9 protein-coding genes are annotated in these 12835 nt (G+C 58.2%); 3 read left to right on the plus strand and 6 right to left on the minus strand.

Going from position 1 to position 12835, the window contains the following annotated elements; all coding sequences use genetic code 11:
* Positions 1–89: 89 nt before the first annotated feature.
* Together RM6536_RS03355 and RM6536_RS09170 are read left to right on the plus strand one after the other, a co-directional pair.
* Complete coding sequence (locus tag RM6536_RS03355; protein ID WP_060824042.1) at positions 90–2984, plus strand: multicopper oxidase domain-containing protein; 2895 nt, start codon at positions 90–92, stop codon at positions 2982–2984.
* A 289-nt stretch (positions 2985–3273) separates the two neighbouring features.
* Positions 3274–4170: a lytic transglycosylase domain-containing protein gene (locus tag RM6536_RS09170; RefSeq protein ID WP_060824043.1), complete on the plus strand. Its 897-nt coding sequence runs from the start codon at positions 3274–3276 to the stop codon at positions 4168–4170.
* Between the two features lie 189 nt (positions 4171–4359).
* On the opposite strand, the gene RM6536_RS03365 is transcribed toward RM6536_RS09170, so the two are convergent.
* The 3 genes from RM6536_RS03365 to RM6536_RS03375 all read right to left on the minus strand — a co-directional run bounded on the left by RM6536_RS03365 (position 4360) and on the right by RM6536_RS03375 (position 7851).
* Positions 4360–5571 carry a cytochrome P450 gene (locus RM6536_RS03365; protein WP_060824044.1) on the minus strand — a complete coding sequence of 404 codons (1212 nt, stop codon included), beginning with the start codon at positions 5569–5571 and terminating at the stop codon, positions 4360–4362.
* Between the two features lie 305 nt (positions 5572–5876).
* Positions 5877–7085: a hypothetical protein gene (locus RM6536_RS03370; RefSeq protein WP_060824045.1), complete on the minus strand. Its 1209-nt coding sequence runs from the start codon at positions 7083–7085 to the stop codon at positions 5877–5879.
* 472 nt (positions 7086–7557) lie between these two features.
* The gene (locus tag RM6536_RS03375) at positions 7558–7851 is read right to left on the minus strand and encodes a type II toxin-antitoxin system RelE family toxin (RefSeq protein WP_044143528.1); all 294 of its coding nucleotides are present in this window, start codon (positions 7849–7851) and stop codon (positions 7558–7560) included.
* A gap of 167 nt (positions 7852–8018) precedes the next feature.
* On the opposite strand from RM6536_RS03375, the gene RM6536_RS03380 reads away from it, so the two are divergent.
* Positions 8019–8300 (plus strand): type II toxin-antitoxin system prevent-host-death family antitoxin, encoded by a 282-nt coding sequence (locus RM6536_RS03380; RefSeq protein WP_060824046.1) that lies wholly within the window; start codon positions 8019–8021, stop codon positions 8298–8300.
* Positions 8301–8384: 84 nt separating this feature from the next.
* Here RM6536_RS03380 and RM6536_RS03385 read toward each other — a convergent pair whose 3' ends face one another.
* From RM6536_RS03385 to RM6536_RS03395, 3 genes are all read right to left on the minus strand, one after another.
* Positions 8385–9827 carry a sugar porter family MFS transporter gene (locus RM6536_RS03385; RefSeq protein WP_060824047.1) on the minus strand — a complete coding sequence of 481 codons (1443 nt, stop codon included), beginning with the start codon at positions 9825–9827 and terminating at the stop codon, positions 8385–8387.
* A 225-nt stretch (positions 9828–10052) separates the two neighbouring features.
* Complete coding sequence (locus RM6536_RS03390) at positions 10053–11054, minus strand: aldo/keto reductase (protein ID WP_060824048.1); 1002 nt, start codon at positions 11052–11054, stop codon at positions 10053–10055.
* A 36-nt stretch (positions 11055–11090) separates the two neighbouring features.
* Entirely contained in the window at positions 11091–12833 is a 1743-nt protein-coding gene (locus RM6536_RS03395) for an ABC transporter ATP-binding protein (protein ID WP_231917990.1), read from the minus strand.
* Positions 12834–12835: the final 2 nt, after the last annotated feature.

Consider the following 12835-nt stretch of genomic DNA (forward strand, 5'->3'; position numbering starts at 1 on the left):
GGCGTTCCGCCCACCCCAACGCAGGGGCGGCCGAATGCCAACCCGCACACCGACGTCCACGAACAACCAGCAGTGAAAGCAGTGATCACGTGAGTGAACATCTCGGCACCCCACCCGAAGGCGAGAACACGAGCGGCAAGCCCGCAAGCGTCTCCGGAGGCGGCTCCTCCGGCCTGAGCATTGGCGCGCGCCCGGCTGATGCGCCCGGCGCGAACCTCACCCCCGAAGAGGTTGCACGCCGCGCATCCGGTCGCGGTACGTGGCATCGTCGCGCCTCCAAGCCTGTCTCGCACTGGATGTTTGTGCTTATCGGCGTGCTTCTGCTGCATAAGTTTATTCCCAATAGCGGCTGGCTGCTGGTGCACATTGTCACCCTCGGCCTGATTACGAACTCGATTCTGATTTGGTCGCAGCACTTCACCGAAGCGCTCATGAAGATCAAGATTCCTGACGAACACCGCGGAACTCAGGTGCGCCGCATCTTCATCCTGAACGCCGGTATTCTCGTGCTCATGGTCGGCATGATCGGTCAGCTGAGCGTGCCCGGCCTGTACGCCGCCACGGTGGTTGGTGCGCTCATTGTGGGTACCATGGTCGCCTGGCATGCCCTGTACCTGCTCAAGCAGGTGCGTCAGGCTCTACCCTCGCGGTTCGGTGTGACGATTCGCTTCTACATTGCGGCGGCGCTCATGCTGCCTCTCGGCGCGGCGTTCGGCGCGATGATTGCCTACCCGAACCTCAAGGGCACCCTGCACTCGCAGTTCTTGCTTGCCCACGAGGTTGTGAACGTGCTCGGCTTCGTCGGTATTACCGTGGTGGGTACGCTGGTGACCTTCTGGCCGACCATGCTGCGCACGAAGATGGTTGATAAGGCGCTCTCTCACAGCCTGCGCGCCCTGTACCTGATGTGCGGCGGCTTGGCGTTGTCCCTTGCCGGCTCCATGTTCGGGATGCGTCCGCTTGCTGCTGCGGGCCTGATCGTCTACCTACTCGGCCTGCTCATTGTCGCCTGGGTGATGGTGCGTACCCTGCGCACCAAGCGCCCGAACGAGTACCCGCCGATGAGCGTCGGTATGGGCTTCCTCTGGCTGATTGTTGGCGTGGCGACCACCGCCTACATGGTGGCAACCACCCCGTTCGCGCAGCTGGACGTACGCGCCGTCACCCCCATCTTCGTGGTGGGCTTCCTGCTGCAGGTGCTGCTGGGCGCAATGAGCTACCTGCTGCCTCAGCTGATGGGTGGCGGCCCGGCGGTGGTGCGCGCCTCCAATAAGGAGTTCAGCCGTTTTGCTGCCGGTCGCGTGACCGCCGTGAACCTGGCGCTCATTGTTTTCATGCTGCCCAGCTCCATGGTGGGTCAGTCCATTAAGATGGCGGTCGCCATTGTGGGCGCGCTGGCGTTGGCGGCGTTCATTCCGCTGATGGTGCGCGGCGTGAAGACTTCGGTAAGCACCCGCAAGGCAATCTTCGAGGCGCGCGCCCGCGGTGAGAAGCCCGCCTTCGACCAGGAGGCGCTGACCCCCGCACCCATCCCGCACGCCAAGCAGAGCTTCCAGGCGGCACTCGCGGTTGCTATGGCGTTCCTGCTGGGCTTCGCCGTGAACCCGTCCGCGTTGAACCTGCCGTCGGTTTCTTCGTCGGGTTCCGTGGCTGCGACCGGTCAGACCACCACCGTTCAGGTGAAGGCAACCAGCAACTACCGTTTCACCCCCGCCGAGGTGGAGGTGCCCGCCGGTAACCGCCTGGTCGTTGAAGTCACCAATGACGATCAGGGCATGACCCACGACCTGACTTTTGATAACGGCGCGACCACCGGCGTGATCAACCCCGGCGAAACGAAAACCGTTGATGCCGGCGTCATTACTGCCGACCAGGAAGCCTACTGCTCCGTAGCGGGCCACCGCTCCCTGGGCATGGTGTTTAAGGTGAAGGCGACCGGCGCCTCCGCAAACCAGGTGGCGCAGGGCGGCCACAACCACGGTTCTGCGGGCACCCACAACCACGCGGCGTCGGGTAGCACCCCGACCCTCATGACCGTTGCGAACAGCAGGATTGACATGTCCGCAGCGCCCGGCAGCGGCTACAAGTACCGCGACCCGAACATCCCGGCACCGAACACCGCCGAGAAGGTGAACGGCAAGACCGTCCGCAAGGTCACCCTGGACGTGCAGGAGGTCGACCGCGAGGTCGCACCCGGCGTAACCGTCCACATGTGGACGTTCAACGGGCAGAACATGGCACCGATTCTGCGCGGCAAGGTCGGCGACATTTTTGAAATTACACTCATCAATAACGGCACGATGGGCCACTCGCTGGACTTCCACGCGGGCATGGTGTCCCCCGATAACACGATGAAGACCATCGCCCCCGGTGAGCGTCTCGTCTACCGTTTCGAGGCGAAGGCCGCCGGCATCTGGCTGTACCACTGCGGTACCGCCCCGCTGAGCCTGCACATGACTCAGGGCATGTACGGCGCGGTCATCATTGACCCGGCAGACCTCGACCCGGTCGATCACGAGTACGTGATGGTTCAGGGCGAGGCGTACCTGCACGACACCGGCAAGACCGCCTCCGACGGCAACAAGCTGGCGGAGAACTCGCCGGAGCTGATCGCGGCGGGCACCCCCACGCTGACCATGTTCAACGGCCACGCAACCCAGTACAAGGCGAAGCCTCTGCATGTGAAGAAGGGCGAGCGTATCCGTGTTTGGGTGATGGCGGCTGGCCCGAACCATGGCACGAGCTTCCACGTGGTCGGTTCGCAATTCGACACCGTCTACAAGGAGGGCGGCTACCTGATGCGCCGCGGTGCGGATGCGTTCGGCAGCCGTGACGGCCACAGCCAGGCACTCGATTTGGCGCCCGCTCAGGGCGGCTTCGTGGAGATGCAGTTCTTGGAGTCTGGCACCTACGTGTTCGTGAATCACTCCTTCTCGGAGATGGAGCGCGGTGCCGCCGGCAAGATCGTGGTCACTGATCGCTAGTAGTGGCTACCCGCTAAACCCTCACGCTAGGCGCTTCTAGCGCCCCGTGAGAGGTAGACCCCGCCCGGTGCATCCTGTGAATGGATGCGCCGGGCGGGGTCTTTCTGCGCTGTCTTGCTGTGCCGCCTTTCTGCCCCGCACAGGCTCCTACAGAGCCGATACAGAGCCAGCCCAGAGCCCCTGCACACGCCCCGGCAGGAGCCTGCACGCACATCGGCGAACTATGCTTTTAGCCTCATGGGCGAACTTTTCTTAGCCAGGAGCGGGCATGGTGCGCTAGTCTATAGGAATGGCAGATTGCACTTCGGGCGCCCCTTCCGAGCGTAATGCTACGAGCGCCTCCAACCACATTTCCGTTTCGGCGGATCAACAAGTTTCTCCTCGGCAGCGTAAGCCTTTTCCGGTACGCATTCTTGCCGGGGCACTTGCACATTGGCAGATTATTGCCTCTGCGGTTCTTTTGGGTGGCGGTGTTGCCGGCCTGGCAGCCACCTATGACGACTATTGCGGCATGACGGAGCTTTCGTATGCTCCGGCGGCTCTCCGATCCGATTTTGAGGAGGGCTCTAAGGTGGCGGGTTTCCGTCCCGGCGTGCTGGCGGCGCAGATTGAGACTGAGAGCCACTGGCGTGTGGGCGTTGTGTCCCACCAGGGCGCTAAGGGTATTGCGCAGTTCACCGATGATGCGTGGAGCGGCGGCCACTACAGCTTCGGCAATGGCGGTAATGTTCTGAACCCGCACGATGCGATTGCGGCGCAGGCACGCTACCTGGCTGAGTTGCGTACTCGCTTGGCGAAGTACGCCTCCAATGAGGACGAGCTGCAGGATATGGTTCTCGCCGGTTATAACGCGGGTCCGGGTTCTGTGGAGAAGTACGGCGGTGTTCCCCCGTACGAGGAAACTCAGAATTATGTAAAGACGATTCGCGAGCTGGCGAATTCGAAGTACAAGCTGACTTGCTCCCCCGAGTACCAGTTCAAGCAGGCGAAGTTGAGCTTCGTGAATGGTGTGACTCCGGCGATGGCTGGTGTTCATGCGGATGGTACACCTCTGTCCCCGGAGGAGTCGGCATCGGCTGCCGCTGAGGTATCTGCTTCGGCTTCTGCGAGTGCTTCGGCTCGTGCGTCTGCGAGCGGTTCTGCGGGTTCTTCTGCGAAGCCTTCGGCGACGAGTTCCGGCCGCTAGATTCAGTTTTTTGGATAACCCACTAGTCTATATAGCCGCTATGGAATATTCCGTTTTATCTATAGTGGGCGGCTGATACCTGCCGCCACTCCCCTACTATTCACTCTCATATTTACTCTTAAACAGCGCGAGGCGCCGACCCCCATTCTCGGGATTCGGCGCCTCGCACTTTTTAGGGCTGGGGCGTACCTAGTTGAAGATGGCGCGCACGACCGAGTAGCCGGAGACCGGGTACACGGCGTTCACAGTTGCGGGATTCTCGCTCTCGTCCGCGATCTCGATGGACTCGGTGCCGCGCAGCAGCTCCTCAAGCAGGATGCGCAGCTCCAGGCGTGCCAGGGGTGCGCCGGGGCAGACGTGGATGCCGTCGCCGTACACGAGGTTGCGGGACTGGTCGCGGTGCGGGTTGTAGGTGAGGGCATCTTCGAAGGCGTCCTCGTCGCGATTGGCACTTGCCCAGTTGATGGTCACGCGGGAGCCGGCGGGCAGGGTGCGGCCGCCGAGTTCGGTGTCCTGCGTGGTGATGCGGCGGTTAGTGACGAGGGTGTCTTCGAGTCGCATGATTTCTTCGACGGCGAGGGCGATTTCGCTACGGTCGTCGAGTGCGTTGCCGTCGGCGAGGGAAGCGCGCAGGCGGTCCTGCTCGGCGCGGTTGCGTGCCAGGAAGTTGACGAATACGCCCACGGTTGCGGAGACGGTGGAGAGCTCGCCCACGGTCCAGTTGCGGATGAGGCTGACGATTTCTTCGTCGGTCATGGTGCGGGGCTCTTCGCCGGGCAGCTGCACGGTATCGGTGAGCAGTTCGGCGGTGACGTCCTTGGGCTTGCCGGCTGCGGCATCCTCGCGGCGCTCGTCGAGCAGCTGGCGGATGTAGCCGTCGAATTCGAGGGCGACCTTGGCGATTTCTTCGCGGTCGCGGCGCAGGGTGGCCACGCGGTTCTTTTCGATCCACTCGGTGAGGGGCTGCTCGAGGCATGCGGGCCAGCCCATGAAGGCGTTCTGCACGCGCATTGCGTAGGCCTGGCCGAAGCCCTGCATGACGTCCACTTCTTCGCCGCGGGGCAGTTCTGCAATGAGGGTCTTCACGGCGTCGCGGATGACGGGTGCGAACTTTTCGAGGCGTTCGGGGGTGAAGTACTTGTCGTTGACGGCGCGGAAGGTGGTGTGTTCGGGTGCGTCCATGCCGTTGGGGACGGCGATGTGGCGGGTGGAGACGACGTTGGAGTAGATTTCGGGGTGGTCGAGTACGTGCTGTACGTCGGCGTTTTTGAAGACGGAGTAGCCCATGAATTCGTCGTGGGCGACGGGGCAGCGGCGGCGCATCGCGTCGTATGCTGCTACCTGGTCCTTCTGGACCTCTTCGCTACGCAGATCCCAATCGTTGTGTACGTTCTCAGTCATTGTTCACCCGTGTTTGTTATAGAGCTGTGGCGTGCTGGATGCGGGCGTCCGGGCGATGCGTATGGGGCAGGGTCGGGCGTGCATTTCAGCACGTGAATCCATTACTTGTTCTTTGACTATTTGTTCTTTGACCGTATCACTTATGGGTTGGTGGTGCAGGGTAGGGTTTCCTTGCTTCTCATTCAACGAACAGTTCACCGAACAGTGCATGTGGGGCGAGGTGTCAGGGGACGCGCAAGGCGGGCAGCGCCTCCACCGGGGAGGTGCCGCCCGCCTCACTCTATGCAGTATTTCAGCGCGAGGGGCTAGTTTTTAAGGAATTTCTCTTCGTTTGTAATAACGAAGTATGAGGGGTATTCGCGCCCGTTCAGAAGAGCGTTGTAGTGCGGTATTTTCTGGGTTTTGATGAGTTCACCGGACTCAACGGAATAGGCTTGAATATAGGTTTCTCCTTGCAGCTCGTACATGGCGTAGAGATTCTTCTCGGTCCAGTAGTATGTAGAGACTTCCTTTACTCCTTCTGGGATCTTGAGGCTGAATCGTACAGTGTTGTGGGCGGTATCAATATTGGTTGAGATGATTCGCCCGTCGTGATGGACCCACCAGATGTCGTCCCCGTATGCGTGTATTGCATACGGTGCACCTGAAGGAACATTTTTTCCATGTACACGTTTGTTCGCTTCACCGGTAATTTGGCGTTCTGTATGCTCGCCTGTTTGCACATTAATTACTTCGAGCATGGATCCGTCGATATCTTTTAAATCTGCATATTGGTAGTCGGTAATGCTTTGCGGGTAAGTATCATGGATTTTCACAATTCTATTTCCTGCACACACAATGTAGGAACCTTCCATTGTGTTACTTTCGAGACTCTTCGAGAACATTTTTTCATTTGAAGGGTTCGGGTACACACGGGTAAGGTATGTGGGGTTCCTTGGGTGTAGGTATTGGTTATCTGTTCCTTCGTAATTGCTGATTTTGTCGTAGCCCCATATGCTGCCGTCGGCGCACTGAGCTGTGAAGAGTAAATTATTTTTAATTCTCTCTTCCCTCACCTCACCATCTTTTACAATTGTCACAAGGAATAGGTAATCACCATTTCCATCCCCTCCGTAATTATCTATAGCTACAATAGTGCTATCGTCTGCAACGTACACATCTTCACTGTAATCATTTTTGGTTTTCTTTGGGTATGTGTGCAGTTTATCGGAGAGGGTGAATAGCGAATTTGTATCTGTGAAATACAGGTTTTTATCTTTGTATACAATTGGCGAGTTTCGAACCCCAACATTTTTGATTCTTGACCATTTTTGAGTTTCTGAGTTGTAGAATGCTACGCCTCCTCCAGCGTGCGGCAGGTATCTTGAGTCGCCTGCAATGGATATAGCGATGCTGCTTTCGTCGAGGGCTTTGCGAGGGTCGTTTGTTACTGGGATGGTCGCACTACAGCCTGACAGGAGGAGGGCACCAATGAGTCCCAGACGCAGGCTTCCTGAAAAACGGGATGTGGTCATTGCTACCACCTCGTTTCGTAGAGATGTACCCAGTGTGAATCCTTGATGTCTGTCGGGTACACGCCGGGGCCACCGTCAGAGTCGAGGTCCACGTTAGGGTCCGTGCTCTTATAGGCAGCCCAAACTAGCTGCGAGCAGTTATAAGAATTGGCATGTAGGGCGTTCATGACACCCTCCTTTCAGCGGGTCACTTCGTGGCATCCCGCTATCGGTCCTATGTCTTCATCGATACATAACACCGGAAACTGTCTAACTCAGCAGGCCATACATTAGATATTATTTCTGACCAGGCGAATTTTTAGTGTTCCGTACCTCATTCTATCGTTAAGAGGGTCCGCGATGCAGGAAAAACGCAAGGCGGGCGGCACCTCCACAGGGAGGGGCCGCCCGCCTCATTCTTGCCTAAAAACCGCCGAATCTAGCGTTTGCGTGCGGAGGGGTAGATGCTACCGTCCATCACGCCGCGCTCACTCTACAGACCGCGATAGACTTCTCGCCGATGACCAACTCGGAAAACCTCAACAACAACCGCACCATTATCAATGGTGTACAGAATGCGGTAATTCCCTACTCGTGCCCTGTACCCTTCTTCGCCCTGTAGCTTCTTGACTCCCGTCATATATGGGTCATCACCAAGGGATCGGAGGCAGGCGATAATTTTCTCGAAGGCTGTCCGGTCTTCTCGTTGGATTTTCTTTAGTTCTTTCGCTGCTTTGCGCGTCAATTCAACCCGGTACACGGGGTTTGAGACATGGTTTGCAGTCATCTGCACCCTTCAGGCAGAGCTTTAAATCTTAACCTCAACCTTAGCAGAAAAAGTGTACACTTTTTACATACTTTACATTGTTGTACTATGTAAGTAGCTCCTCTGGATAGAACCTGCACAGGAACTATCCTCGGAGCTAACGGACAAACCCCAGAAAGGAACCAGTCATGACTGTCACCACTCACCGGACTCGTTCCAATGTCACGACTCTTAAAGAACTCCGCGACAACCTCGGAACCAAAGTCAACGAAGCCGTGTTCTCCGGCGAACGTCCCCTCATCAGCCGCAATGGTAAGACTGTTGCCGCGCTCATCTCCTACGAAGATTTGAAGCTGCTGGAAGAGTACGAAGAGCTCCTCGACATTGAGACTCTTCGCAAGGCACGCGCCGAAGATGACGGCTACCGCATCGGCCTCGACGAGTTCCTCGCAGAGAACCCTGCAGACTAGTCATTCAACGCATATTGCAAGGCGGGCAGCACCTCCACCAGGGAGGGGCCGCCCGCCTCATTCTTGTCTAAAAACCGCCGAGGTTTAGCGCTTGCCTGCGGAGGGGTAGATGCTACCGTCCATCACGCCGCGCTCCACCTGCTCCAGGCTCACGCCGCGAGTCTCCGGCAGGTTGCGGAACATCAGCAGCGCAATAATCACGTTCACCACGGCAAAGCCGATGAAGGAGCCGGTCAGACCGACCGCACCCAGAATCACGGGGAACGCCAGCGACAGCACACCGTTCATCATCCAGCCGCTAAACGCCGAAATGCCCATACCCGCCGCACGCACACGCAGCGGGAACAGCTCACTCATAATCACCCACGTGGACACGTTCAGGCAGGTCTGCATCGCGCCCACAAAACAGACGATGAGCACCAGCAGAATCCAGGGACGCGCCGCATTATCGGCGGGTAGCAGCATGGATGCGCCCGCAATCAGCACGTGGAAAAACGCGGTCGAACTATAGCCGGTAATGACCATGACGCGGCGCGGTACACGCTCCATCAGGCGCAGCGACAGGATGGAACCAAGCACCGCAATCGTACCCGGAGCAATATTCGCAATGAGCGCCGCGGATTCGCTGAAACCGGCTTCCTTGAGCACCTTAATGCCGTAGTACATGATCGAGTTGATGCCAGTCAGCTGCTGGCCCGCGCCGACCAGAATACCGACGAGCAGGATGCGCACGAACCAGCCGCGCACGCCCACGCTTTCCTTACCTGCCGCATTGTTCTGGGTGGTCGCCTCCGCCTGCAGAGTGCGTTCAATGTCGGCGATCTCAGCCTCGGCACGTTCGGTGGAGCGGATGCGCTTCATCACCTCAAGCGCCTGTTCACGCCGACCGACGCGCAGCAGCCAGCGCGGCGACTCGGGCACTCGCAGCATGCCGACGAACAGGCCGATGGCGGGCAGGGTGCAGATGGCGAACATCCAGCGCCACACGCCGTCGTGCTCACCCCATACGTTGCCGATGAGGGCATTCACGATGAATGCGGCAAGCTGACCGCCCACGACCATGAGCTCATTGCGGCCGGAGAGGGAGCCTCGAATTTCGTAGGGTGCGAGCTCTGCGAGGAACACGGGCACCACGGCGGAGGCGCCACCGACCGCCAGGCCGAGCAGGGTGCGCCCGGTGATGAGCACGGCGACATTAGGTGCGAAGACGCACGCCAGGGCACCAATGAAGAAGATGGTGGAGAGCCCAATGATGGTGGTTCGGCGGCCGAACCGGTCAGAGATGCGGCCGCATCCGAGCGCGCCGATAGCGGCGGCGAAGGCGAGCGATCCGGTGACCCAGCCTTGGGTGGTGGAGTCCATGCCGAGTTCGCGGCTCATGGGTTCGAGCGCGCCGTTGATCACTCCGGTGTCGTAGCCGAAGAGCAGACCACCGAAGGTGGCGATGAGTGCGATGATGCCGAGGTATCGGCTGTGCTTCCCGGTGCCCAGAGGGGGCAGGGTGGAGGCGGTGCTCTGTGCGCTCATAGTGTCCTTTGATGCCGAGGGGGGTAGGTGAGATTACACCGACATTGGTGGTTCTTCAGCACTGTCAGTGGGCTAGGTGAGGTGCCTCAGGTTAGACGCACCTCACCTAATCCTAGCGAAAACGTTCGGCGGGTGATATTTATTTCTCACCGCGGACATTTTTCAGCGTATTTTACGGCCGCCAGTTGCGACCGGTTGAGTGCCCCTTTGAGAGGGAGCCCGAGTTTAGAACAGCGCGATCTTCTCGGGTGCCGGGAAGATGGCGTCCAGGGCGGCGAGGTCCTCAGCGTCGAAGCGCAGGCATGCCGCCTGTGCGTTGGCGCGTACCTGTTCGGCGCTGGTCGCACCGGCAATGACGGAGGTGACTGGCGACTGCTGTGCGAGCCAGGAGAACGCCGCCTGCACCTCGGTGATGCCGCGTTCGGTGCAGAAGCTGTGGAAGGCTTCGAGCTGGTCCCAGTTGGCGGCGTCGAGCACGTTCTTCTTGGAGTGGGACAGGCGCGAACCGGCGGGAATGTTGTCGCGGCGGTACTTGCCGGTCAGCAGACCGTTAGCGAGCGGGAAGTACGGCAGCACACCCATGCCGAAGTGCTGTGCGGCGGGCAGGATTTCGAGTTCTGCGCGGCGGTCGAGCAGGTTGTAGTGGTTTTCAGCGGCGATGAACCGTTCGGTGCCGAGTTCGTGGGCGCAGTGTTCGGCGTGGGCGAGTTGCCAGCCGGAGAAGTTGGAGTGGCCCAGGTAGCGGACCTTGCCGTCGCGGACGAGCTGGTCGAGGGCGCTGAGGGTCTCTTCGATGGGGGTGTTCGGGTCGGGGCTGTGGTAGAAGTACAGGTCGATGTAGTCGGTGCCGAGGCGGCGGAGGGACCCTTCGACGGCGCGCATGATGTAGCGGCGGGATCCGCGGGCGTTGCGGTCGTTGCCGTTGAGGTCGCCGACGGGCAGACCGAATTTGGTGACGATGGTCAGTTCGTCGCGGTCGAGGCCGAGCTGGGTGAGGGCGGTGCCGAACATGGTTTCGGAGAGGCCGGGTTCGGCGCCGTAGAGGTCGGCGATGTCGAAGAAGCTGATGCCTGCGTCGACTGCGGCGGCGATGACTTCGTTGGTGCCTTCTTGGGTGCGGGTGGGGGTGCCGGGGCGGCCGAGGTTGTTGCAGCCGATGCCGACACTGGGTACGACGAGGCCGGAGTTGCCGAGCCTGCGGTAGACGGGAGATTCAATGCGTTCCATGCTTTTAACTCTACGTTGTGTGGGTATATTGCGAGGTTATTTCCCCTCCAGTTGGGAGGCGAAGAGCTTCCTGAAGCGTGATGTAGGGTCGGTCGTTAGGTCTTGGTAGGTTCCTTGCTCCACCACACACCCACCATCCAACACCACCACAGAATCAACACCACGCAACGTCCACGCACGATGAGACACCAACACCACCAAACGCCCCACAGCAGCCACCTTCAACCGAGCAAAAATCTCCTCCTCAGTCTCAGCATCCACAGCACTGGTCGGCTCATCCAACACCCACACCGGCGCATCCCGAAGAACCACACGCGCCAACGCCAAACGCTGCCACTGACCACCCGAAAGACCAACACCACCAAACGACTCACCCAACTGAGCATCCAAACCACCCTCAAGACCACGCACAAAATCATCAGCACAAGCCACCGACAAAGCCGACCACAAATCAGCATCACCAAGACGCTCAACCGCCTCCTGCGGCAAACCCAGAAGAAGATTTTCACGCACAGTCAGTTCATAACGGCCGTAGTCTTGACTCACCACACCCACATTCGCCAGCAAATCATCAGGTGATATGTCCTGTACCGACTTACCTCCAATGAGAATGTCTCCACTGGAGGGCTTAAGCATACCCATGAGTGCATTTACTAGGGTTGTCTTTCCCGATCCGCTGGGCCCGACAATACCAATCATCTGCCCGGGGCCAAAAGTGAGATTGATATTTTTAAGAGCTAAAGAATCAGCTTTTGGATACTGGATAGCAAGATTCCTAATGGAAACGCTGGAGATTTCAGGGTAGGTATCGGCAATCGGATTTTTCTGCCCGGGCTGTGCGCTAGAAATAAACTTTCGATATATATCAATGGCGTTTGACCCCGCTGCCATCGAGCTAAGGTCGCTTCCCATCGAGCCAAGCGAGACTATAGCCGAGGTAATACCTATAACAGCTCCAGCAAGAACACCGGGAGCCGGCGACGAGGTGGCTAGAAGAATAAGAGCTAAAGCTAGCAATGCAGCGCTTATAAAACCAACAATTGTATATATTCTGAAGATGTAACGAGCTAGGCCAATTTCCTCCTCACCGGATTTTTTCCGTTCTTGATTAGCGCGATGCGCAAAGAATGAACGAGCGTTAAGAATTGCAAGCTCACGAGCAGTAGTTATTTGTGCAATCTGGTTAGTGCTATGCCATGCGTTGTAGCTATATGAATATATTTTTTCCATTGCCTCAGCATTTTTACTCGAATAGAGATGTGACATCAAGGCAACAGGAATCATGCCTGCAAGCATGCAGAGTGAAGCATATACATTGATCTTTCCTACGGAATAACTAAGGGCTCCCGTCGAAAAAATAATGAATATCAGAGCACCCATAGTAGAAACTTGAGACCCCAGGCTCCCCCCTGTCACAGCATCATGAGCTGCCCTTGATGAGCGAGCATAATCACCACTCGCGATTTCCTGAGAAGAACAAGTCGCCAAACGAGAAGATACATTCTGAATACCTGTACTTGACATTCGAGAATTTAGAATCACACGCAGAGAGTCTGATGCTTGTCCCAGGGCAATGTATCCTGCCAGCACAAAACTAACCCCCAGAGCTAGCGGAAGCACTTCATCCTGGCTCTGACCCAAATGCTCAACAAGCCTAGTGACAGCCTCCATCTGCAGAGCGGGGAATAGCGATAGGCACACAACAGACGCTAGATAGGAGACGGTCCATACGGGGTGATTTCTGAAAGCATAAACCACGGACCAAACAGTATTAGCCATAA

It is taken from the genome of Rothia mucilaginosa (genome assembly GCF_001548235.1).
GTDB classification, from domain to species: Bacteria; Actinomycetota; Actinomycetes; order Actinomycetales; family Micrococcaceae; genus Rothia; species Rothia mucilaginosa_B.

Bases quoted from the DNA above. Each gene is read 5' to 3' on its own strand.
- RM6536_RS09170 (WP_060824043.1), top strand. From the start codon at position 3,274: ATGGCAGATTGCACTTCGGGCGCCCCTTCCGAGCGTAATGCTACGAGC.
- RM6536_RS03365 (WP_060824044.1), bottom strand. From the start codon at position 5,571: ATGACTGAGAACGTACACAACGATTGGGATCTGCGTAGCGAAGAGGTC.
- RM6536_RS03370 (WP_060824045.1), bottom strand. From the start codon at position 7,085: ATGACCACATCCCGTTTTTCAGGAAGCCTGCGTCTGGGACTCATTGGT.
- RM6536_RS03375 (WP_044143528.1), bottom strand. From the start codon at position 7,851: ATGACTGCAAACCATGTCTCAAACCCCGTGTACCGGGTTGAATTGACG.
- RM6536_RS03380 (WP_060824046.1), top strand. From the start codon at position 8,019: ATGACTGTCACCACTCACCGGACTCGTTCCAATGTCACGACTCTTAAA.
- RM6536_RS03385 (WP_060824047.1), bottom strand. From the start codon at position 9,827: ATGAGCGCACAGAGCACCGCCTCCACCCTGCCCCCTCTGGGCACCGGG.
- RM6536_RS03390 (WP_060824048.1), bottom strand. From the start codon at position 11,054: ATGGAACGCATTGAATCTCCCGTCTACCGCAGGCTCGGCAACTCCGGC.
- RM6536_RS03395 (WP_231917990.1), bottom strand. From the start codon at position 12,833: ATGGCTAATACTGTTTGGTCCGTGGTTTATGCTTTCAGAAATCACCCC.